General features: G+C 44.7%; 30 protein-coding genes, 1 other RNA gene and 1 riboswitch. Of the genes, 22 read left to right on the top strand and 9 right to left on the bottom strand.

The features are described from left to right. Window positions 1-100 precede the first annotated feature (100 nt). Complete coding sequence (locus tag C2758_RS06190; protein WP_215327411.1) at window positions 101-946, top strand: tetratricopeptide repeat protein; 846 nt, start codon at window positions 101-103, stop codon at window positions 944-946. 95 nt (window positions 947-1,041) lie between these two features. Here the strand turns inward: C2758_RS06190 and C2758_RS06185 are convergent, their stop codons facing one another. Further along, window positions 1,042-1,992 carry a tripartite tricarboxylate transporter substrate binding protein gene (locus C2758_RS06185; protein WP_251369145.1) on the bottom strand — a complete coding sequence of 317 codons (951 nt, stop codon included), beginning with the start codon at window positions 1,990-1,992 and terminating at the stop codon, window positions 1,042-1,044. Next, a complete protein-coding gene (locus C2758_RS06180) occupies window positions 1,989-3,056 on the bottom strand; it encodes a tartrate dehydrogenase (protein WP_215327410.1) in 1,068 nt (355 codons plus the stop codon). Before C2758_RS06180 ends, C2758_RS06185 begins: the two co-directional genes overlap by 4 nt. Window positions 3,057-3,252: 196 nt before the next feature. Between C2758_RS06180 and C2758_RS06175 the strand changes: the two genes are divergently transcribed. The 4 genes from C2758_RS06175 to C2758_RS06165 all read left to right on the top strand — a co-directional run bounded on the left by C2758_RS06175 (window position 3,253) and on the right by C2758_RS06165 (window position 6,065). Then, window positions 3,253-3,741: a LexA family transcriptional regulator gene (locus tag C2758_RS06175; RefSeq protein ID WP_215327409.1), complete on the top strand. Its 489-nt coding sequence runs from the start codon at window positions 3,253-3,255 to the stop codon at window positions 3,739-3,741. After that, window positions 3,738-5,039: a Y-family DNA polymerase gene (locus C2758_RS06170; RefSeq protein ID WP_215327408.1), complete on the top strand. Its 1,302-nt coding sequence runs from the start codon at window positions 3,738-3,740 to the stop codon at window positions 5,037-5,039. Before C2758_RS06175 ends, C2758_RS06170 begins: the two co-directional genes overlap by 4 nt. Before the next feature lie 186 nt (window positions 5,040-5,225). Continuing rightward, window positions 5,226-5,357 carry a hypothetical protein gene (locus C2758_RS10790; RefSeq protein WP_256441893.1) on the top strand — a complete coding sequence of 44 codons (132 nt, stop codon included), beginning with the start codon at window positions 5,226-5,228 and terminating at the stop codon, window positions 5,355-5,357. 165 nt (window positions 5,358-5,522) lie between these two features. Beyond that, window positions 5,523-6,065: a TIGR00645 family protein gene (locus C2758_RS06165; protein ID WP_215327407.1), complete on the top strand. Its 543-nt coding sequence runs from the start codon at window positions 5,523-5,525 to the stop codon at window positions 6,063-6,065. Window positions 6,066-6,085: 20 nt separating this feature from the next. Here the strand turns inward: C2758_RS06165 and C2758_RS06160 are convergent, their stop codons facing one another. Continuing rightward, complete coding sequence (locus C2758_RS06160) at window positions 6,086-6,742, bottom strand: putative quorum-sensing-regulated virulence factor (protein WP_215327406.1); 657 nt, start codon at window positions 6,740-6,742, stop codon at window positions 6,086-6,088. A gap of 334 nt (window positions 6,743-7,076) precedes the next feature. On the opposite strand from C2758_RS06160, the gene C2758_RS06155 reads away from it, so the two are divergent. The 5 genes from C2758_RS06155 to C2758_RS06135 all read left to right on the top strand — a co-directional run bounded on the left by C2758_RS06155 (window position 7,077) and on the right by C2758_RS06135 (window position 12,258). Further along, window positions 7,077-7,637, top strand: coding sequence for a hypothetical protein (locus C2758_RS06155; RefSeq protein WP_215327405.1), 561 nt, complete (start codon window positions 7,077-7,079; stop codon window positions 7,635-7,637). Continuing rightward, complete coding sequence (locus C2758_RS06150; protein ID WP_215327404.1) at window positions 7,634-9,283, top strand: ion transporter; 1,650 nt, start codon at window positions 7,634-7,636, stop codon at window positions 9,281-9,283. Before C2758_RS06155 ends, C2758_RS06150 begins: the two co-directional genes overlap by 4 nt. Before the next feature lie 129 nt (window positions 9,284-9,412). Next, window positions 9,413-10,552, top strand: a complete 1,140-nt coding sequence (locus C2758_RS06145; protein ID WP_215327403.1) for a mandelate racemase/muconate lactonizing enzyme family protein — start codon at window positions 9,413-9,415, stop codon at window positions 10,550-10,552. Window positions 10,553-10,593: 41 nt separating this feature from the next. Further along, window positions 10,594-11,571 (top strand): tripartite tricarboxylate transporter substrate binding protein, encoded by a 978-nt coding sequence (locus C2758_RS06140; RefSeq protein ID WP_215327402.1) that lies wholly within the window; start codon window positions 10,594-10,596, stop codon window positions 11,569-11,571. A gap of 159 nt (window positions 11,572-11,730) precedes the next feature. Further along, window positions 11,731-12,258 carry an HD domain-containing protein gene (locus C2758_RS06135; protein ID WP_215330142.1) on the top strand — a complete coding sequence of 176 codons (528 nt, stop codon included), beginning with the start codon at window positions 11,731-11,733 and terminating at the stop codon, window positions 12,256-12,258. 19 nt (window positions 12,259-12,277) lie between these two features. Here C2758_RS06135 and C2758_RS06130 read toward each other — a convergent pair whose 3' ends face one another. From C2758_RS06130 to C2758_RS06120, 3 genes are read right to left on the bottom strand one after another with little or no spacing between them, the layout of a single operon-like run. Beyond that, complete coding sequence (locus C2758_RS06130; protein WP_215327401.1) at window positions 12,278-12,676, bottom strand: hypothetical protein; 399 nt, start codon at window positions 12,674-12,676, stop codon at window positions 12,278-12,280. 49 nt (window positions 12,677-12,725) lie between these two features. After that, window positions 12,726-13,160, bottom strand: a complete 435-nt coding sequence (locus tag C2758_RS06125) for a polymer-forming cytoskeletal protein (RefSeq protein WP_215327400.1) — start codon at window positions 13,158-13,160, stop codon at window positions 12,726-12,728. An 11-nt stretch (window positions 13,161-13,171) separates the two neighbouring features. After that, the gene (locus C2758_RS06120) at window positions 13,172-13,345 is read right to left on the bottom strand and encodes a hypothetical protein (RefSeq protein WP_215327399.1); all 174 of its coding nucleotides are present in this window, start codon (window positions 13,343-13,345) and stop codon (window positions 13,172-13,174) included. Between the two features lie 301 nt (window positions 13,346-13,646). Continuing rightward, a riboswitch (SAM-I-IV-variant riboswitch) is annotated at window positions 13,647-13,762 on the top strand. A 227-nt stretch (window positions 13,763-13,989) separates the two neighbouring features. Between C2758_RS06120 and C2758_RS10785 the strand changes: the two genes are divergently transcribed. The 4 genes from C2758_RS10785 to C2758_RS06105 all read left to right on the top strand — a co-directional run bounded on the left by C2758_RS10785 (window position 13,990) and on the right by C2758_RS06105 (window position 14,982). Next, window positions 13,990-14,121 carry a hypothetical protein gene (locus C2758_RS10785; protein ID WP_256441892.1) on the top strand — a complete coding sequence of 44 codons (132 nt, stop codon included), beginning with the start codon at window positions 13,990-13,992 and terminating at the stop codon, window positions 14,119-14,121. An 85-nt stretch (window positions 14,122-14,206) separates the two neighbouring features. Continuing rightward, window positions 14,207-14,608: a hypothetical protein gene (locus C2758_RS06115; protein WP_215327398.1), complete on the top strand. Its 402-nt coding sequence runs from the start codon at window positions 14,207-14,209 to the stop codon at window positions 14,606-14,608. A gap of 25 nt (window positions 14,609-14,633) precedes the next feature. Beyond that, window positions 14,634-14,783 carry a hypothetical protein gene (locus C2758_RS06110; protein ID WP_215327397.1) on the top strand — a complete coding sequence of 50 codons (150 nt, stop codon included), beginning with the start codon at window positions 14,634-14,636 and terminating at the stop codon, window positions 14,781-14,783. A gap of 28 nt (window positions 14,784-14,811) precedes the next feature. Beyond that, the gene (locus tag C2758_RS06105) at window positions 14,812-14,982 is read left to right on the top strand and encodes a hypothetical protein (protein WP_215327396.1); all 171 of its coding nucleotides are present in this window, start codon (window positions 14,812-14,814) and stop codon (window positions 14,980-14,982) included. Window position 14,983: 1 nt separating this feature from the next. On the opposite strand, the gene C2758_RS06100 is transcribed toward C2758_RS06105, so the two are convergent. The 3 genes from C2758_RS06100 to ffs all read right to left on the bottom strand — a co-directional run bounded on the left by C2758_RS06100 (window position 14,984) and on the right by ffs (window position 16,022). Further along, on the bottom strand, window positions 14,984-15,298 hold the full coding sequence (locus C2758_RS06100) for a helix-turn-helix transcriptional regulator (protein WP_215327395.1): 315 nt from the start codon (window positions 15,296-15,298) through the stop codon (window positions 14,984-14,986). Next, complete coding sequence (locus C2758_RS06095; protein ID WP_251369144.1) at window positions 15,291-15,605, bottom strand: type II toxin-antitoxin system RelE/ParE family toxin; 315 nt, start codon at window positions 15,603-15,605, stop codon at window positions 15,291-15,293. Before C2758_RS06095 ends, C2758_RS06100 begins: the two co-directional genes overlap by 8 nt. Before the next feature lie 319 nt (window positions 15,606-15,924). After that, an RNA gene (gene ffs / locus C2758_RS06090) (signal recognition particle sRNA small type) lies at window positions 15,925-16,022 on the bottom strand. A gap of 32 nt (window positions 16,023-16,054) precedes the next feature. Here ffs and dnaX point away from each other — a divergent pair. The 8 genes from dnaX to C2758_RS06055 all read left to right on the top strand — a co-directional run bounded on the left by dnaX (window position 16,055) and on the right by C2758_RS06055 (window position 21,379). Then, complete coding sequence (dnaX, locus tag C2758_RS06085) at window positions 16,055-17,722, top strand: DNA polymerase III subunit gamma/tau (RefSeq protein ID WP_215327394.1); 1,668 nt, start codon at window positions 16,055-16,057, stop codon at window positions 17,720-17,722. A 27-nt stretch (window positions 17,723-17,749) separates the two neighbouring features. After that, complete coding sequence (locus C2758_RS06080; RefSeq protein WP_215327393.1) at window positions 17,750-18,073, top strand: YbaB/EbfC family nucleoid-associated protein; 324 nt, start codon at window positions 17,750-17,752, stop codon at window positions 18,071-18,073. Between the two features lie 25 nt (window positions 18,074-18,098). Next, complete coding sequence (recR, locus tag C2758_RS06075) at window positions 18,099-18,713, top strand: recombination mediator RecR (RefSeq protein ID WP_215327392.1); 615 nt, start codon at window positions 18,099-18,101, stop codon at window positions 18,711-18,713. A 148-nt stretch (window positions 18,714-18,861) separates the two neighbouring features. Then, on the top strand, window positions 18,862-19,089 hold the full coding sequence (locus C2758_RS06070; protein WP_215327391.1) for a hypothetical protein: 228 nt from the start codon (window positions 18,862-18,864) through the stop codon (window positions 19,087-19,089). Continuing rightward, window positions 19,086-19,376: a nucleotidyltransferase family protein gene (locus C2758_RS06065; protein ID WP_215327390.1), complete on the top strand. Its 291-nt coding sequence runs from the start codon at window positions 19,086-19,088 to the stop codon at window positions 19,374-19,376. Before C2758_RS06070 ends, C2758_RS06065 begins: the two co-directional genes overlap by 4 nt. Beyond that, window positions 19,373-19,597, top strand: coding sequence for a DUF86 domain-containing protein (locus tag C2758_RS10750; protein WP_251369143.1), 225 nt, complete (start codon window positions 19,373-19,375; stop codon window positions 19,595-19,597). The genes C2758_RS06065 and C2758_RS10750 overlap by 4 nt, the downstream gene beginning before the upstream one ends. Further along, window positions 19,591-19,728 carry a DUF86 domain-containing protein gene (locus C2758_RS10745; protein ID WP_251369142.1) on the top strand — a complete coding sequence of 46 codons (138 nt, stop codon included), beginning with the start codon at window positions 19,591-19,593 and terminating at the stop codon, window positions 19,726-19,728. The genes C2758_RS10750 and C2758_RS10745 overlap by 7 nt, the downstream gene beginning before the upstream one ends. A 232-nt stretch (window positions 19,729-19,960) precedes the next feature. Continuing rightward, window positions 19,961-21,379, top strand: coding sequence for a carbohydrate porin (locus C2758_RS06055; protein WP_215327389.1), 1,419 nt, complete (start codon window positions 19,961-19,963; stop codon window positions 21,377-21,379). The last annotated feature ends 105 nt before the right edge of the window (window positions 21,380-21,484 follow it).

Raw genomic sequence — 21,484 nt, 5'->3', positions numbered from 1 at the left:
TTGAAATCCCCCGCTAAAGACCCAATATGAGTAGGGAATAGCAAAAATCCCCAAACTAGGGATAATGAAATTCAGACGAAACATCCTACAAGGAGTCTTGATGAACATTCGTAAAGCAATCAATTTATTTATTGGCGTATTCGCAGCGGCGGTACTGCTAACTAGCAACGTCGCATTTGCTGAGGCAACTTTGCCAGAGGTATATAAAGCGGTGCAATCTGGACAGATGGCTAAAGCCGATGCCATGATGAAAGAGGTTCTGCAAAACCATCCGAATAGTGCAAAAGCGCACTATGTGGCTTCTGAGCTTTACCTCAAAGAAGGTAAAGTAGATCTAGCGCGCAATCATTTCATCAAAGCGCAAAACTTAGCCCCTGGCTTGCCTTTTGCTCAACCAGAATCCGTGCAAAAACTACAAGTGCAACTCGCCAGTGGCGCAGGCGGTTCTGTTGCTAGTTCACCCTCTTCTTCTATTTTTAGTAATCCACTCTTTTGGGGTTTGATTGCTATCTTGGTAGTAGGCGTCATTATTGTGATGAAGCGTCGTAAAGAACAAGCGGTACAGGTCTATAACGCCCCAAGCGCTGGTTACCCTGGCACTCCAGGTGGTCCTACTGGATATCCTGGTGGTCCCGGTGCCCCTGGAGGTCCTGGATACCCCGGAGCACCAGCTGCCGGTGGTATGGGTAGCGGCTTGATGGGTAGCCTTGCCACTGGCGCTGCATTGGGTGCTGGTATGTATGCTGGTCAGGCATTAGCCAGTAATCTCATGGGTGGTCACGATAACGGACATTCCAATGCTGGCTCTAACCCCAACATGAACCAAGTTGGCGGCCCAGCATCTTTGGATCCAAACTTTGGTGTACGTGATGCCGGCTCTTGGGACGATGGCGGCGCAAGCTCATGGGATGACAGTGGTGGTGGCGATTTTATGAGTGACGTTTAATTCTCACTCTGCCCACAAAACAAAAGCTACCGACATGGTAGCTTTTGTTTTTATAAAGACAAATTAATGTATTGCTTTATCAACTTACTCAGTCATTATTTAATCATCCCGGCATTCTTTGCATCTTCCATTGCCTGAGGAATTTTCTCTTTCATAAACGCCGGCATTTTGGAGAGTGGGACATCTACAATCACAAAGCCTGAGTCTTCTAGTTTTTTCTTCGTTTCAGGATCGGCATTGAGCTGTGCAAAATAATCCGACATTTTTTGCTGCAAGACTAGTGGCGTAGCCTTAGGTACTGCAACGCCGCGGTAAGCACCATCCACCCAGTTCAAGCCTAATTCTTTAAATGTAGGTACATCTGGTAGGGCGGGATTACGTTTTTCAGTAGCAATCGCCAGTGTACGTACCTTAGTTTTTTGTTGAATTGCCAAGGGTAGATAACCCATGGCGCCATCTACGTGCATCCCAATTAAGGCAGTAATTAAATCTCCAGTACCTTTAAAAGGAACGTAATTAATTTTTACGCCGGCCAACTTATTTAAGCGCTCCACTGCCATGTGGTTTGCAGAGTATTGCGCAGAGCCAGCAAGATTGATCTTGCCAGGTTCTTTTTTAGCAGCGGCAATAAACTCTTGATAGGTTTTGTAGGGGCTATCAGCAGAGACCATGAGGGCATCTGGAGTGAAGTGGTAATAGTAGATTGCGCTGATGTCCTCAGTCTTGTACTGAATGCCTTCTTGCAATGGCTGCAAGATCGTATGGGGAATATTGACGCCGACTACGGTAGTGCCATCAGCGGGGTAGGTATTGAGAGCACTCCAAACAAGTGCCCCACCGGCACCTGCACGATTCATGACCACCATCGGTTGTTTGAACTTTTTGGCAGAAATATCCGCTTGATAGCGCGCTACTAAGTCCGACTCTCCAGCAGGGGGGAAGGGGATGATGTATTGGATGGTTTTATCGGGGAACGGCTGTGCACTGACCACCGAGATAAAGCTTAAAGAGAGCACAGCAAACTTCATTAGTGAAAACACATTCATTTTGATATCTCCTGAATTACTGCATTAGTAACATCACTCATCATTGCAGAGCCTCCTAAATCCCGGGTATGTAATTGAGGATTAGCGGTGACGACTTCAATTGCGTGCATGAGTTTTTTGCCAAGCTCCTTTTCTCCTAAGAAGTCGAGCATCATGACTGCGGACCAAAACGTACCAATGGGATTTGCCAAGCCCTGACCCATAATGTCAAATGCTGAACCATGAATCGGCTCAAACATCGACGGGTAACGTCTTTCAGGATCAAGATTGGCGGTAGGAGCAATACCCAAGCTACCAGCAAGAGTTGCCGCCAAGTCACTTAAGACATCCGCATGTAAATTGGTAGCCACAATCGTATCGAGTGATTCAGGGCGATTGACCATGCGAGCGGTAGCAGCATCGACCAGTTCTTTATCCCAAGTTACATCTGGAAAATCTTTGGCTACCAGCTTAGCGATTTCATCCCACATCACCATACCGTGTCGCTGGGCATTGGACTTGGTAATGACGGTGAGGTGTTTACGGGGCCTAGACTGCGCGAGCTGAAAGGCAAAGCGCTGTACACGCTCTACGCCAACGCGCGTCATGATGCTCATATCGGACGCCACTTCAATTGGGTGGCCCTGGTGGGCTCTGCCGCCTACCCCGGAATACTCGCCTTCTGAGTTCTCCCGCACAATCACCCAGTCCAATTGTTCCGGCTTGCAATTGCGCAAGGGAGTTTGAATGCCAGGAAGAATGCGAGTGGGACGCACATTGGCATATTGATCAAAGCCTTGGCAAATTTTGAGACGCAAACCCCACAGCGTAATGTGATCCGGAATATCAGGGTCGCCAGCTGAACCAAATAAGATGGCATCTTTAGAGCGCAGGGGTTCTAGGCCGTCGTTAGGCATCATGATGCCGTGCTTACGATAGTAGTCGCCGCCCCAATCAAAGTGCTCAAAGGCAAAGGCTACTTGAGGATGTTTTTTACTTAAAGCATTTAATACTTTCTCGCATTCAGGGATTACTTCTTTGCCAATGCCATCACCCGGAATCGAGGCTATTTTGTAAGTCTTCATTCGTCTCCTACTGCCATTTTCTTATTAGTGCATGCGCTTTTACATGCATTCTCAGAACCATTATGTGGTGCTTCCCCCGCTAAAGAACTTGGGGTTTATGACTAGAAAAAGCGGGGATCAGCAGCAAAACAACAAAAAAAGAGTCATTTTTAAGGTTTTTACATATACTGTATGGATATACAGTATATTAATAAACATGACGACTCAGCTGATCTCCCCAAAATCGACCCTAAGCCAGGCTCCACAAGCCTTGGGGCTTCATTCTGCATATGAGTTCAAGCTATTAAGTCACCGGATTTCAGCGGGATTTCCGAGTCCAGCGGCTGATTATGCCGAGGAAGGCTTGGATCTCAATAGCTACTTAGTCCAAAACAAGCCAGCCACCTTCATGTTTACCGTCAAAGGGGACTCGATGATGGGCGCGGGTATTTGTGACGGCGATAAGGTAGTGGTCGATAAAGCCCTCAAGCCAAAACACAAAGATATCGTGGTTGCCGTAGTGGATGATGAGTACACCATTAAGCGCCTCTATCAATTGCGTGGCAAAACTGAGCTGCAGCCTGAGAACGCCAATTACGAGCCCATTACCTTTAATGAGAACAGCGAGCTCCAAATCTGGGGTGTAGTCGTTGGGGTAGTGCGCAAGTACAGCCACGCTAGCAACAGAAACGGCAGGTCCGCATGAACCAAGCCGGCCAAACCAATCAACTCTTCGCGCTGGTCGATGTAAACAATTTCTATGTATCTTGCGAGCGTGTATTTGCTCCCAAACTGGAAGATGTGCCGATGGTAGTGCTATCGAATAACGATGGTTGTGCCGTAGCGCGTAGTGCTGAAGTCAAAGCACTGGGCGTGAAGATGGGCACGCCCTGGTTTCAGATGAAAGATCTAGCTCAGCAACATGGTATTCAAGCCTACTCATCAAACTACACCTTGTATGGCGATATGAGTGGCAGGGTAGTAGAAGTCTTAAGAAAGTTCACGCCTAATTTAGAGGTCTACAGTATTGATGAGAGCTTTCTACAAATCGAAACAGTACTTAAGCAATATGCTGATCCCACTAGCTTGGGTCAAATCATCAAGCAAGATGTTAAAGACACTACAGGCTTGCCGGTATGTGTTGGCATTGGGGCTAGTAAGACGCTTGCCAAGTTAGCCAATCACTTGGCCAAAAAGAATCCTCAGTTTGCTGGTGTGTGTGACATCAGCTCCATGCCAAAAGCAATGCTCTATCAGTGGATGGCCGAGACAGCAGTAGGTGAGGTGTGGGGTATCGGCGGGAAGACTGCCAAGAAACTCAAAGAGCTCAAGATTAATAGCATATTTGATCTAGTACAAATATCGCCACAAGCCATGCGTCAACAGTTTGGTGTTGTGATCGAGCGTATTTGCTATGAGTTGCGCGGAGTATCTTGCCTGCAGTTAGAAGAAGTAGCGCCAGCTAAACAACAAATCATTTCCTCAAGAAGTTTTGGCAAGCCAGTGACTTCAATGGAAGGCTTGTCTGAGTCTGTTGCCACTCATGCCGCAAGAGGTGCCGAGAAACTCAGAAGCCAAAAGTCAGTGACGGGCGCGCTGACGATCTTTGTGCAAACTAACCCGCATAAACCATTTGAGCCACAACATCATCAAAGCATCACAGTAGTGCTGAGTGATCCTAGTGATAACACTTTAACGCTGACTAGCGCTGCATTAAAGGGTTTGAAGCAAATCTACAAAGCAGGTTTTAAGTACAAGAAAGCAGGAGTCATTCTGAATCTTTTGGCTGATAAGCCGACGATGCAGCAATCTCTATTTGACGACGTGGAAGTCAAAGGAAAGTCTGCAGGACTTATGAAGGCCATGGACTCCATTAATAGCCGCTTTGGTAATACTGCAATCAAAACCGCCGCATCCGGAACCAAGCAAGACTGGAAGATGCGGTCAGGCAATAAATCACCAAACTACACCACGCAGTGGGATGAGTTGCCGGTAGTGCGCTAACGAGCAAGTAAAAACAATGAAAAAAACGATGAAACAAATGAAGAAAAAAACAACAAATAACGACTCTAGTTTTACTAGCTCATTTCGTGAGCTAGTAAGCCCATATTCTGAATACATAGAAACAAAACAGTCATCAACAATAGCAACAAAATTTTATTAACGTAGATACACACTAGGAGAAATCAAATGGAACTATTAAATAACTTTAACGGCATCTCACTCGCAGTGATTATGGTTTTGTCTTACTGCGCAGTATTGAAAAACACGAAGCGCAATGAGCGTAGCAATAATTCGGTATTTAGCCGCAAGTATCAGTAAGAAAAATCAGCAGTAGAAAAAACAAGCAGCAGCTGCCTAGAGGGGGAATAAGGAAATCACGGATTCCTTATTCCCTAGTCAAGGCGAGAGTCATCAGATTCGCCCTTACACAAAATATGTGTAATGAGGGTATAAAAATGTCATAAATATGGATAAAATCCATACATGATCGACGATAAGCAAACCTTCATAGATAAAAAATTACGCCCACTACCACGTTGGATATTTATGTCCCGCTGGTTGCAGGCGCCGCTCTACATTGGCCTAATTGTTGCCCAGGGTGTTTATGTGTGGCAGTTTTGGTTGGAGTTAGCCCATCTGATTAGCATGATGTCAGAGAAAAGCATGACAGAAACTGCACTCATGCTCATTGTGTTGGGCTTGATTGATGTGGTGATGATCTCAAATTTGTTGGTGATGGTCATTGTCGGCGGTTGGGAAACTTTTGTTTCTAGGTTAGAGCTAGAGAACCATCCAGATCAACCTGAGTGGTTATCGCATGTCAATGCAGGCGTACTCAAGGTGAAGTTGGCAACAGCCATCATTGGAATTTCATCAATTCATTTGCTAAAGACCTTTATTAATGCGTCCTCACACGATGAAAAAACCTTACTGTGGCAAACCGTCATACACATGACCTTTGTATTTTCAGCTCTCGCGATTGCTTATACAGAAAAGCTCGTAGCCTCAGCACATCAGAAGCACTAAATAAGTTAGAGCTTAAAAAATTAGGCCTGCAAAGCTTTGCGTAGGTATTCAGAGACATTGTCCTGACGTAGCATCCATTGCTTGTAATCGGATGGTACTTGGCTAATGAGTTCGCCCTTGTGCTTACCAAAGGGCATGATCGTCGGAATACGAGCCTTCTCAGACATTTCCCATAAAGCGTCCAGAGAAGCGGGTTTGAGTTTCTCAATAATCTGCCCAAGTATCTTGGAGCAAATCCACACATCCGCTAATGCACTATGGGCATCACGCAGTTGCTCTCTAGCAGTCGAGCGTTCAAAGTAATAGAGTAGGGCACTTTGGGTGTGACTATCGAGATCAGGCCAAAGACTGCGAGCTAAGGCAAGGGTGCAGATACGTTTCACTTCGGGTTTGCCAATGGCCTCCCAGTCAAAATCCACGCTATGGCCAATGATGCACTTGGTGTCGGCCGGCAATTTAAAAGAGCTGCTAGCCGGGCAATGAACCAATTCTTCATCCAAGATGTGGTGGGTTGCTAGTGCACCTAAGCTAATCGGCTTACCTGGGTTGTAGCGTTGCACCCAAGGGTTGCCAACGGATAATGGATTAATTGAAGTGACATCTAAGGAGGCTGCTTCAATAATGACGGCATCCGTCTTATCGGTGGCTTCAACATCAAAAATAATGGCTTGGGGCATAAAAATCTTAAAAGAGAATGGCTTAAAGCTAGGCTAGCTATTTATTGCCTGGAATGTCTGACTTACTAGCAACATCTGGGGATAAACCCTTGTTTTTATCGTGCTCAGCCAGTTTTTGCATTATGTTATGAGCCATTGGGGATAAATCTTGAGTAGGCTGGGCGGGATTAACTCCGGGCTTTACTCTCTTTTTCTTTAATAAATTTTGTAACAGCGTTTGGAAAAACATTGATAATCCCCGTGTGGCAGTCTTATTAACTCTAAATCTGAATATACAGTAATTAAAAGCGGCAAGATAGCCACTTTTAAATCAAGGAAAAGCTGGGAGAGCGTGTTGGGCAAGAATATCCAAGTTCTATTTCGCGACATGCGCGTCTCAGACTATTTCTTTATTTTGGCTGTAATAGCCAACGTGCTTCTAGTGATCTATCTCGGAATAGGAAACTATCAAAATGCTGCAAAGGTAGCGGCATCACAAAATAATGCCGAAGAGATCATTACCTGGTTTGAGACTCTTGCTAGCAAGAACGAAGCCAATGAGCCTATTGAACCTGTGGCATGCACCCCCATCGATGAAGATGAAAAATTGATTAAAGGCGTCAAGCCAAATCACTGGAAAAATTGTGTTGAAGCACTTTTTGCAGCCAAAGGCCCCTTTGAGAGCTATGTCAATCTTTTAAATCCGGCTGGCCCAGCATATACAGCTAAATGTAATAAAACAGATCTGCTCAATAGCGGAGCTCTCATCTTTGAAAAACTGACTCCCAATCCGGCAGGGCCTCCCGGGGTATCTCCACTAGAACCTGGGGAGAGGCTCGTCAGCGGTTTGCAAATTCGTCTCAGTCTTTGCGATACCGGTTTTTACCTCATCAGAATTGGAGAATTTAAATTATGAATCTCCAGTCGATTTCTTTGTCTAGTTTGAACTTATACATCCGTAAGCGGATATTTGATTTATTCTTTAATCACCAGATTAAAGCAAATTATTGCAACCAGTTCGAGCGCTTTATTACGTACATGATCGTACTGAATATGGCAGGTTTAGTGCTTGAGCATATTCCGGTGTTCTATGAAACTCGCGAACACCTCTTTCATATTTTTGATGTGGTCTCGCTGGCAATCTTTTCGATTGAATACGTCTTGCGCGTGTATGTTGCGCCAGAAGATCCTGCCTTTAGTTCGGCTAAATACCCTCGTCTTGCTTACTGTAAGAGTCCATTTGCCCTCATTGACTTGGTATCGATCTTGCCGTTCTACCTAAGCGCATTCTTTGAAGCTGATTTACGGATTCTGAGAGCCCTACGTTTATTGCGTTTACTCAAACTCTTCCGCGCTTTGGCACCAGCGTTCAATGAATTTTTAGAGCTGAACAAAAACAAATCCTATCGTTATAAGATTTATGCCCTAGTCAATGAAACACCAACCAGCGGCAACCTGCATCACATCTTTGATATGTTTATTGTGAGCTGGGTCATTGTGTCGGTGCTGGCTGTGATTTTTGAATCAGTGCAGAGCATTAGCTACCACCTACATTCTGAATTTATTATTCTCGATACCATTGCAGTGGTGATTTTCTCGACAGAATACATCATGAGGATCTATAGCGCCCCTGAGGATCCCAAGTACCAAGCTTGGTTCAATGGACGCGTAAGATACGCCTGTAGGCCAACGAGCATTATTGATTTCATGGCAATTGTGCCCTTCTATTTAGAGAGTCTGCTTCACCACCTCTTTGACTTGCGCTTCTTGCGAGTCTTTAGATTGATGCGTTTACTCAAGCTAGCGCGTTATTCTGGCGCCACTCAATCCTTATTTACTGTGATTCAACGCGAGTGGCCTGTCATGAAGGCTGCGGTTTTCATTTTGCTATTACTTGTCATGCTCGCTGCCTGTTTAGGTTATGTCTTTGAGCATGAAGCTCAGCCCGATAAGTTTGAAAATATTCCCCAGGCAATTTATTGGTCTGTGATTACTTTGGCCAGTGTGGGTTATGGTGATATCTCTCCGATAACCCCAGCGGGTAGAGCAGTGACGATTGTTATAGCGCTCTTGGGTATTGGTATTTTTGCGATTCCGGCAGCGATTCTTTCATCTGCACTGAGTGACCAACTACGGATTGAGCGCGAAAGAATGATGAATGAGCTCTACCACATGCTAGAGGATGGCGTGATTTCAGCCGATGAACAAGAACTCATTGAGGCCGAGGCTAAGCGTTTGCATCTATCTCAGGGAGAGCTCACGCGCTTACTAGAAAAGGCGAAGGTGGAAATGGGTATTGAGCATGCCCCAGCCAAGGATGCTAAAACAGGTAAGGGCGCCACTAGCGAAATGAGCCTGGAGTTTTTGTCTAAGCACCCCGAATTAGCTGCTGAGCAACTGAAGATCACCATCTCCAAGCTACAGCAAATTGTGAGTGTGTCAGATCGTCAAGAGCTAAGTAAATACATTGATAATCCTGATAATGTGACGGGGCTGCAAAGTAGTATGCTAAAAATACTACTGCAAAACGCTGCGGTAAAAGAGCAGAAGAAAGATACGTAGTAGTTCGCTGGACTTGTTCTTTCCAAAGCAATCAGATGAAGCCCTTCAATTGATTTTGATGGGCTTTTTTCTTGACGACAGTTTAAATATGAGTCATATCAATCGAGCTATGACTGTACGGATTTTTATATGAAAGATACGACTTTGCAGATACCTATTCTTATTAAAAATATCGAGGCATTTGTCTTGAGGGCCCCCATTGCAAATCCGGTAAAAACCTCATTTGGAATTATGACCAATCGGCCTGCTATTTTTGTTCGATTAGAGGATGAGGATGGTCTTGTTGGGTGGGGGGAGATTTGGTGTAACTTTCCCAATTGTGGCGCTGAGCATCGCGCCAAGTTATTGCAAGAAACTTTTAAGCCTTTGCTGATTAAAAAATCGTTTCATCACCCCTCGCAAATCTATCAACAGATTACTGAGCATACGGCAGTATTAGCTATTCAATCAGGAGAGTTTGGTCCTATAGCTCAAGTTATTGCTGGCATTGATCTTGCAGCCTGGGATTTATTTGCTAAAAAATCAAAGCTACCTCTTTGGCGCTGCCTAGGCGGCTCAGATCCACTGATCAAGACCTACGCTAGTGGCATTAATCCGGATAAACCAGAGAAAGTAATTGAAGACTTGTTAAAAGAGGGTTTTACCGCTTTTAAGCTCAAGATCGGTTTTAGTGAAAAGGCAGATATTGAAAATCTACGCAACATTCGACAACTGATCCCAAGTCATCAACTCATGGTTGATGCCAATCAAGCGTGGGATTTACCAGCTGCCATCAAAAATATTCAATCGATCGAAGAGTTTGATGTAAGTTGGATTGAAGAGCCAATCAGAGCGGACAATTCCATTACCCATTGGCAAGAGCTCTCTAGAAGTTGTACTGTAAGGTTAGCTGCTGGCGAAAATATGGGCAGTGAACACGCTTTTAAAGAGGCTATTGCATCAAAGGTATTTAGCGTCATCCAGCCTGACATTGCTAAATGGGGTGGAATTTCAGGTTGTCTACCTATTATTCATAGCCTTAATCAACATGGCATTGAATATTGTCCGCACTATCTTGGCGGTGGCATTGGGCTCATGGCTTCGGCGCACCTCTTGGCGGCATCCTCATCAACTGGAATGCTTGAAATTGACTCTAACCCTAATCCTTTGAGATCTTTGGTATCGACTCCATTGGCCCATATTGCTGATGGTAGGGTTAGCTTGTCTGATGTCCCTGGAATTGGAATTGAGCCAGATTTTGATGTGCTAGCTCATTTTCTAATACACTAAAAATTCATGATTTACCAACCGACTCATTCTTCCTTAAAAATATGCGCCCACAAAATTTCATCCTCAGTTTGATTTCTTTGCTATTACTCACTCTATCTAGTTTGGTAGCGGCACAGTCTTGGCCAGATCGTCCAGTCAAGGTAATTGTTCCTTATGCACCAGGTGGTGGTGTGGACCCTGTAGCTCGCCTTGTCAGTTTGAAACTGGCCGATATTTGGAAGCAACCCGTAGTAGTTGAAAATAAAGCGGGTGGTAGTGGCACTATTGGTGCTAACTATGTGGCCAAATCTCCATCTGATGGCTTAACGATTTTGATGTCTGCGACAGCAGAAGTCGTGATTAATCAACATTTCATGCAAAAAATGTCTTACAACCCGGATACCGACCTAAAGCCGGTGACCTTGCTTGTGAAACTACCATTTGTGTTGGTTACCAATCCTTCTAAACCCTATTCAAGCGTTACTGAGCTTATTGCTTATGCGAAGAAAAATCCTGGCACCGTGACTTATGCATCATCTGGTCCTGGTACACCGCAGCACTTAGCTGCCGTGATGCTAGAAGAGCAGGCCAATATTAGATTGGTTCATGTTCCTTATAAGGGCGTTGCTCCTTCAGTATCTGATTTGCTCGCTGGCCATGTGGATGTTGGCTTTGCAGGACTACCAACTGTACTACCGCATATTCAGTCAGGAGCCTTGAAAGCACTTGGACTCTCATCTAAAACGCCATCGATTGCTGCACCGAATATTCCACCGCTAGCTAAAACACCAACGCTACAGAATTTTGATCTCACTCAATGGTTCGGTGTTTATGTACCAAGCGGAACGCCTAACGCCATTGCCCAAAAGATTCAAAAAGATATTGTTGATGTACTTAAGATGCCTGAGGTGAAAGAGGTCCTTGAAAAGCAGGGCGCACAGCCAGGCAATATGACCCTAGCTGAATTTCTAGCATTCTCTAATAGTGAGAGCAAAAAGTTTGGCGCTATTGTGAAAAGCGCAAAGATAGAGCAGAACTAAATGATAAGAAATTTTATAGCCCTGAATTTTTTTGGGCTTTTTATTTACCAAGACAGATAAAATGATGAGGATGCAGAAGAGTTTTGTCAATATTGCCTTTAAATGAAGGTGCGGGATTGGAAAAATAAATAGCCAATCCCTATAATAGATAACATCATGATTAATCATTTTGTTCATGCTCTAGCATTTTCAGCTGAGAAGCATAAAAATCAGCGGCGTAAAGATGCGCAAATAACGCCTTACATTAATCACCCGATTGAGCTAGTGAATGTTTTAGTCAACGAGGGCGGAGTGTTATCTTGGGATGTTCTGTGCGCAGCCTTACTGCACGATGTGATTGAAGATACCCAAACGACTGAAGAAGAGTTAATAGCCCATTTTGGTAAAAAAGTCACTGCGATTGTGAAAGAGTTGACCGACGATAAATCGCTTGCCAAAGAGGTGCGTAAAAGCTTACAAATTGCTCACGCCCCCTTTGCTAGTCATGAGGCCAAGCTTGTCAAACTCGCCGATAAGATTTGCAATCTGCGCGATATATTGGTCGCCCCGCCAGCTGGCTGGGATCTCAAACGCAAGCAAGAGTATTTTGCTTGGTCTGAAGCAGTAGTAGGTGGCGTTAGAGGAACTAATGCCAAGCTAGAAAAGGTATTTGATGGCTTGCTACAAGAGGCTGAGCAAATGCAGTAGGTGAGCCTTGATACTGGATTTAGGTATCGAGCTTGCTAGTGATTAATAACTCACCCCACATCACGATATCCATATCGACCAATTGCCAACCTTTGTGTTGAAAGCCAATATCAAAATCATCCGTGGTCTTGCTCTGCTGAAAAATAGCATTTAAGGATTTTTGCTCATCTTGTGACACGGTCTCAGAAAAGTAGATGAGGTGCTGACCTTCGCTAGAGAGGTTTACCTCCGTAAAGTCCTGACTCCCCACGCTAATACCAATATTTTCATCATATTCGGCCAAAAAGTTGGGCGGATTCTCTGTAATGAAAGACCCGCTTTTCCAAAGAAAGCCGCAATGCATTTCTTTATTGTCTTTGCGGTAGGTCATACGCTCGGTAAGGTGAAATTCATTTTTAGGTGAAATACTAAAAGCCATAAAAAACTCCGTTTGCTAATAGCGGTTTAGATCATTTGAAAGAGTTTTTTTATGAAGCAATCTTTTTAATAGGCTCAAAAGTAATTACTTCTGATTTATTAGGTTTGACAACATCTAAGGCTTCGCAAGACAAGATGCCATTGACTCTCGCATCAGGGTGAATATCAATGGATTTATAGCGAATATTGCCCAAAATCATAGCGCTGGGATACACCACCATTTTTTCATCTACTGTAATGGAGCCTTCAATAGTTCCGGCAACAATCAGGTTGGAATAATGTAAATCGCCAGTCAGAACCCCTCCTTTATCGATCACAAGGGTTGATTCGCTTCCTTCTACTTCTTCGATGTTGCCTACAAAATGCCCCGCAACCCGGATATTGCCGTTGCCCTCTAGGTTTCCAAGTACTTTGGAACCCGCTCCAATTTCATTAGTAAATTGAAGTTGGTAATTGGTCGATTTTTTGGTCTCAAACATACTCATACCTACTTGTCCTAATCAAGCTTTTGCTTGCGATACTCTTGCTCTGAAATGTCGTGCATTTTATTCATTTTACGTCTGGTGAGATGTTGCCAAATTAGCCTCTCCTCGACTAATTCGTAGTTCTGTAATGCAAAAACTTGATCAGAAGGACCGTCTTCTTTAATTTCTAATTGCGTAATATTCATGATGTACTCCTCAAGAATGTCTATTTGGTTGCCAACAAATCGACTAATGCGTGCTGTGTCGAAACGGGACCGTTGGCACGCTTAACTGATTTATTGACATGGCTTTATCCTGCCTTTCAACTACCAACTTGTCCAATCAATTTTTACATTTTTTACGAGATGAAATTTCGTTGCAGGGCAACAAAATAAATCGCTTTCTAAGTCCTTGATTCATCAATACAGGGGTCAAAATATTGAAAGATATGTGACAAAGTAATGACGCAATCCCCTATACAGAAAAGGTTATTATCTTATTAATAGACACATACATGAAGAGGGGGCGAAAGCCCACAGCAACCGGTCTACTAGACAGCGGTGCCACGCTTACAGCGAATGTGATCTAACAAACTAGCTTGATAGGTAACTAAACATCGCATTGCTGACTTGGACGATAACTTGATGTTTTGTATGAGCGCTGAAGTAGTGAAGCCTGCATTTCTTCGCAAGAAGGTCACCCAAGGCGGAAACTCAGATTCACAAAAGTAATCTTTATTCATTGGCTTTAGGAGAGGGCAATCCTTTCCTACACACCAATCATCTTCAATCCCTGTTCATTTTCGATGCAAACCTCTACGCTGAACTTTTCTAGCTAATAGGGGTTTGTCATGCAGGTTTCACTTGAATGTACTCATAAGCAATTACGTTTATTTAGATTGGTGATGGACGCCCGTACCGTTGTCGTCCTATTGATCATTTTGATGATCTGGCAAATCATGAAAATCCTCCATATTCTTTAAATTCTTAAAATAAGCCTCCTTCAAAGGATCGCGGTAATATTCTGATGAATGATCCCTGCATTCATCAGTTACTTAGGAGGCTCTCATGGATGATTTCATGGACGATTTGGTATATAAAAAGCGTGGCAAAGGTCCTGCTTCAAGCTCTTTAATTGATATCTCACCGAATTCATCTAGCGCAAATTCCCCATTACCAACGCTAGCCCAGTTACAAGAAAAGCAGCGCAGTGAACTCATTGAGATGGCCCAACTGCGCTATGGGATTAAGGGTGGTGCTGTGCAAATTAATTTAGTGCCATTACACATTCATTTAGGCATGACTCAAAAAGAAATCTTTAAGGAGCTACTAGCCGCCCCAGAAGCAGAGCACGCTGACCAAGTGCTCTATGCATTGGCTAAAGGGGAGATTGATGCGGATATGGCCAATCAAATCTTAGCTAGCTTGGCACTTTTAGATAAGTTTAAGAAAACCAAAATAGAGCCCTAAGGGCAATCTCAATGGATCCTCTCGCATGAATACTTCCCTTAAATGGTCATTGATATTTTTGGCTTTAGTCATCTTGGTATTGATTACGGTAGATCAATTCATTTGTAGTAAGTGGGTCTATCACGACTATGCTGCTGGAATTGATCGTCGTATGTCTTGTTTTTGGAAAAAATGAACTTAAGATCTAATTCAACTTCCTAATAATGTTCAACCCAGAGCCTTGGACTGATGAAGACGATGCTCCTGAATTAACTGCGGAAGATTTAAAGCGTTCTATATGGAGTGTTGATGGAAAAGTGGTCCCCGAGGCTGAAGGCAGGGCTGCCTTCGCCAAGAAGCTCAAAGAGCTAGACTGCTTAAAAGATGACTCTTAATCTATACCATCTTGATGAGAAGCTTCTTCCCGCAAGCATTGGCGTACTTACGCAGGGTTGAAAAAGAAGGGGAGTGACTATCACTCCGAATGGATGACTCAAGTCGTGAGATAGCACTTTTAGTTGTTCCCATAATTACAGCTACTTGCTCTTGTGTTAACCCAGCCTCTTTGCGTGCTTGAAACAATTCAGAGAGGGCGGCATATTCTTCCTCTAGCGCATCCCATGCCCTTTTAAATTCAGGATTAGCAAATAGTTTTTGATCGTCCTTGTGGGTATGCGGGACGGGGGAGAATGTATCTTTATGCTTAACCATGTTCTTTTACCTCTTTTAATCGCTTGCGCGCTTTTTTAATTTCTTTATCCGGAGTCTCCTGAGTCTTCTTAATGAAGCTATGCAAGATGATGATTTGTTTTCCAATCATCATTCCGTAAAAAACTCGCCCAATTCCTTCACTACCTTTACAACGAATTTCAAATAAACCATCTCCCATTGATCTTGAGTGGGGCAGTCTTAAATCAGCTCCGTGTTGCTCCATTAAATCCAGTAGCCGCCTGTAATCCGCAAGGATCCCTGCCGGCCAAGCAAGAATCTCAACTTTCGTTCGTTCATTGAAGTACAAAATGGTCCAAAGGCTCAAGATAATGTTCTCATATATGTGAACTTATTGCAATCATTGATTTGCCAATAAGCGTTTGTGGATGATGTGTTTTGGGTCAAGAAGGCTGCTATAAGCTTAAAAGCCAGAGCCTGAGGCCACTATCAGGAAAGGTGTATTACTTTGTAGGAATATCTAGAAAAAAAGGATAGGCATTGCATCAGAAAAGTTATTCAATGAGCTGAGATTGTGATGAAGTGTTGGGATCGCCAAAACACTAACAATAGGGTTGCAGGCTACACCCTCTGGGTAAGCTGCTTATGCAAAAAATCTAAATAGGAAGGTGGACGAGCCTGACCCCCGGCACTGACAGAATTGGGTTTGGCTGCTTCGTTCCCGACCTGACCAGGTTATCCAAACCGCCATGCGGGGAGGCCCGTCCAATTTCATTTTAGCTTGTTAGAATGGAGTACATGACAGCATTGGCTTTAGCCCGCTCGTGGCGCCCTAAAACTTTCTCCCAATTGGTAGGACAAGACCATGTGGTCAAAGCTCTGACCCATGCCTTAGACCAGGGTCGACTACACCACGCTTGGCTCTTTACAGGCACTCGCGGGGTCGGAAAGACCACCATTGCCCGAATTATGGCCAAAGCCCTCAATTGCACCGGGGAAGATGGCCAAGGTCGCATGACCTCAGAACCTTGCGGAAAATGCCCAGCTTGCCTAGAAATCGATGCAGGACGCTTTGTTGACTATATTGAGATGGATGCTGCAAGTAATCGCGGGGTAGACGATATTGCCTCTCTATTAGAAAAAGCAGCCTACGCACCGAGTAATGCACGTTACAAGGTTTACATGATTGACGAGGTGCACATGCTCACCAATCATGCCTTTAATGCCATGCTCAAAACGCTCGAAGAGCCGCCTGAACATGTGAAGTTCATACTTGCCACAACTGATCCTCAAAAGATTCCAGTCACCATTCTGTCGCGTTGTTTGCAGTTCAATCTCAAGCAAATGCCAGTTCCGCTCATCGTTGAGCATCTAGAAAAAGTACTCGCCGCAGAAAAAGTCGAATGTGAAACTAATGCACTGCGTGTTTTAGCAAAAGCGGCGCAAGGCTCTATGCGCGATGCGCTATCACTGACTGATCAAGCCATCGCCTATGCTGCTGGCAAAGTATCTGAAGAAGCCGTACGCGGCATGCTCGGCACCTTAGATGATGCTTACCTCATTAAAATTCTAGATGCACTGATTGCGAAAGATGGCGCAACACTATTGGCCATCTCCAATGAGATGGGTGAGCGCAGCATGTCTTTCTCATTAGCGCTGGCCGACCTCTCTAGTCTCATTCAGAAAATCGCCGCGGCGCAAATCGTTCCTGAGTCAGTATTAGAAGATTGGCCAGAAGCAGCAGAGATTCATCGCTTAGCAAGCGAACTGACAAAAGAAGAGGCTCAACTCTTCTATCAAATTAGCATTACCAGCCGCCCCGATTTATCACTCGCACCAGACGAGCAAACGGGCTTTGCCATGACTCTCTTGCGGATGTTGGCCTTTCGTCCCGGTAATGAAACTCCAGGCAGGGTAGGTAGTAATAGCAGCAATAGCGGCAACCCCACACCACCAGTAGCCCCAGCACCCCGATCACCTAGACCGGCAAATCAAACTGCTGCCCCAGTCAGGTCTGCACCTGCAGCATCTGCTCCAGCACCAGTACCAGCAGCTAAGCCCGCTGCATCAGCCTCTAGTTCTGATCGTCCAGACTGGCACACCTTAATGCGTCAGTTGCCCGTTAAAGGTCTAGTGCAACAGTTAGCGTTTCAGACAGAGTTACAAAATTGGGAAGATTCATCAGCAGGCGTGCGCGCCACAGTGGTGACACCGATGCCGCAATTAGCTTCAGAAGCTTCTATTGGTCGTCTTGCAGATGCACTGACTGCACACTTTGGCAAGCCAGTGAAAGTAGTCATCGAAAAGGGTGAGGTTGAAGGCAAGACCGTAGCTAAAGTCGATGCCAAGATACACCAAGAGAAAAGACTCAACGCAGAGCAAATGATTGCGCAAGATCCATTTATTCAGCAATTAGAAAAAGAGTTTGGAGCCAAAGTAGTGGGCGGCTCTGTTAAGCCAATCTAAAGATTAAAAACATAAGGAAATAAAGCGATGATGAAAGGTGGCCTTGCGAGTTTGATGAAACAAGCCCAGCAGATGCAAGAGAAGATGAAAGTAGCGCAAGAGCAATTGGCTGCGCTCGAGGTCACCGGTCAAGCGGCTGGTGGTTTAGTCAAAGTCACTATCTCTGGCAAACACGAGATGAAGCGTGTACAGATTGATCCAGGCGCCATGGATGATCGCGAAATGCTCGAAGATTTGCTTGTTACTGCCTATACAGAAGCATTCAAACAAGTAGAGGCAGCTAGCTCACAAGTGATGTCCGGTGCTACTGCGGGTATGCCAATGCCCCCAGGCTTTAAGTTGCCGTTTTAATCATTCATCAAAAACGGTTTATTTAATGGCACGTCAAGAAGCTCCGCAAGATGCCCTTGGTCGTTTGATCGAGGCATTGCGCGTATTGCCTGGAGTAGGGCCCAAGTCAGCACAGCGCATGGCTTTCTATCTACTGCAGCATGATCGCAATGGTGCAGCGGTGCTGGCTCAGTCATTAGGCGAAGCAGTAGAGACGGTAGGTCACTGCGCCCGTTGTAATACTTTTTCAGAGACCCAAATCTGTGGTACTTGCATGGATGACCGTCGTGATCCATCCCTGCTATGCATTGTGGAAACACCAGCCGACCAAGTGATGGTCGAGCAGACTATGAGTTTTAAGGGCAATTACTTTGTATTAATGGGGCGTATCTCGCCACTCGATGGCATGGGTCCTAATGAAATTCATTTTGATCGGTTACTCAATCGCATTGAAACACCTGACACTGGAGTGCCAGTCAGAGAAGTAGTGCTAGCAACGAATTTCACGAGTGAAGGTGAGGCGACAGCCCACTACATTGGTGAAGTACTGAAATCCAAAGGCATTAAAGTCACCAGAATTGCTAGAGGTATTCCGGTGGGTGGAGAGTTGGAGTATGTGGATGCAGGCACTTTGGCCAGAGCGCTGATGGATCGGCGTTAAGCAAATTTGTTTTATAAACCCTTTTGCTCATGGCATTGAAATTAACGCCCCAAAGAGTTACATTCACCTTTAACTACACTGCAGTCAGATTTTCCCTATGACCGATTAAAAGATGAGCTCAAAACCTAATTAAAGCCTTTCGCCAACTTTGGCTGCAATTGCAGAATTTGAGATTGGCAAGGGTCAGGCATTGAATATGGTCGACGAATTGATGGCTGACCTGCACCGTGATGAGATTGAAGATCAAGAAGATCTAAAACTAGCCGATAGGGCCATGAGAGAAATGCGAAGAGGCGGAGTTAAGGCAATACCCATAGACCAGGTAATCGAAAATATTGATCTTCGTGTAAAAAATTCGGATAATCACTCATTATGAAACCATCTACTGCTATGAACTCTCACAGGGCTCAAATTCGCTCAATTGTTGAAGCACATCATGCTAGCAATGCGCGTGTTTTTGGGTCAGTTGCTTCCTGTACCGACGTTGAAGGAAGTGATTTAGATGTTTTGATTGATCCAACTGTGGAGACCACTCTATTTGATATAGGTGCGATTCGATATAAATTAAAGCAACTATTAGGTGTTCCGGTAGATGTTTTGACACCAAATGCCTTGCCTGAGAAATTTCGTGGTTCTGTTATTGCCCAAGCCTTACCAATATGAGTCGTGATCCCCAGCGATTGCAGGATTACTTGGAGCACATTCTGCAGGCAATTACTAGAATTCAGGACTACTGTGCTGATATTGATGAGGCTGGTTTCTTGGAGAGCCACTTAATTCAGGACGCGGTAATACGCAATTTTGAGATTATTGGTGAAGCCAGTAAAAACATAGATCACCTTTTCCCGAATTTGCTAGCAGCAACCCAGATCTGCCATTGCTGATTGCTTACGAGATGAGAAATGCCTTGGCGCATGGCTACTTTAAGGTTGATCTGCAAATTGTCTGGAAAACAATTGAGCTGGATTTGCCAATGATTCAAGCGCAGGTTAGCAAGCTGATCAATATTCAATAAAGTTGGCTGACTTCACTGCATTGAGATTGCAGTCGTTGGCAATATCGTCACTAATTCGACATAAACTCTAGGTAAATTACTCTTTTCGGGGATAATTTGGTTTGCACCCCTGTTGAGCTTCAACCTCACACCGTGCCTATCCGAGCTGTCTTGTTTTTACCCCGGTAGATCTGGCCAAGAGTTTCTTTAAATGATTCATTGGTCATTGATGCTAAGTATTGTGAAATTGTGAATGACCCACAAATCCTACGTTCTCCTGTTGAGCTTGCTTGCTGCCCTTGCTAGCACGACTGCGCACGCACAGAAGGCGGGATCTGGTTCAGATCAAATCGCAACCTTTGCATCTCCTATTGAGACCTTTCCCACAGAGGGTGATCTGTTCGGATTGCCAGTCAATTTCCACGGTCAAACCACTTACATTAATCAGCGCTACAACAACTTCACATCTTCGTACTCCGGCATACGAAGTCTGTCCAGCGATAAGGCGATGAGCTATACCTGGTCAGGCACCTTATTCATGGGTGCTCGTATCGCACCAGACACCGATATTTACTTTAATCCAGAGGTGATATCTGGAGTTCCTTTTTCTAACTTAAATGGTTTAGGTGGCTTTTCAAATGGTGAGGCGACCAAAGCCAATGGTGCGCAGGCCAAGATGTATTCTGCCCGCGCCTTTGCTCGCCACATCATTAATCAAGAAGGCGATAAAGTTGTTCTGGAGAATGAAGCCAATCAAATTACTCAGACAGTGAGTAGTAATCGCGTCGTACTGACTGGCGGTCAGTTCTCCACGCTTGATATTTTTGATGACAGCCGTTATGCCAAAGATCCCCGTGTTCAGTTCATGAACTGGGGCAATATGACCTATCTAGCCTATGACTATGCAGCCGATGCCAGAGGCTATAGCTGGGGCTTGGCGGGTGAGTGGTATGTCGATAACTGGGTCATGCGCGCCTCCCGCATGCTCGCTCCTAAATCACCAAATGGTCGTGACCTCAATTGGCAAATCTTCAATACCTATGGTGATCAAGTAGAAGTAGAGCGTCAGCACAACATTACCGATCTGCCTGGCAAGGTCAGTGTTTTGGCCTACCGCAACAAAATGATGTTGGCACGTTTCTCAGACGCTACTAATTACATTGACCAAGATCCCAGCACTCGCCAAGGTACTCAAGCGATTAATAATGTCCGCAACAATATGCAGATCAAAACGGGTATTGGTTTACACGGCGAGCAGGCTCTCACGAAAGACCTTGGCATTTATGGCCGCGCCTTTACCTCTGACGGTCATACCGAAACAATGTCTTTTACTGAGGCAGACAATTCCATATCTGTGGGCATGGGCATGAACGGCAGCAGTTGGAAGCGGCCGCATGACAGTATCGGTATCTCTGCCATGCAAAATGGTTTATCAAGCTATCGTCGCAGCTACCTGCAAGCAGGAGGTGTGTCTTATTTCATTGGCGACTACGCTAGCCCAAGTCAGACGATTTCCTATTCACCTGAGCGGATTGGTGAGGTCTATTACAATGCTACGGTGATTAAGAACGTGCTTGCAGGTTTGAACTTCCAACACATCATCAATCCGGCTTATAACTCGGCACGTGGGCCGGTCAACATCCTGTCATTTAGGATTCATGCCGAGTTTTGAGCCTTTCAAGGCTGCTCAGATTCATTATTTTCTTTATAATCAATAAGTTATAAAACTCCAATAATTCGACTTTTGGAGTTTCTCACCTATAATCTTCTAATTCCC

The sequence above is a fragment of the Polynucleobacter sp. AP-Sving-400A-A2 genome, from assembly GCF_018688155.1.
In the GTDB taxonomy this organism is placed as follows: Bacteria; Pseudomonadota; Gammaproteobacteria; order Burkholderiales; family Burkholderiaceae; genus Polynucleobacter.
Note: the sequence above shows the minus strand (reverse complement) of the source record. Positions and strands in the feature narration are given on the sequence as shown.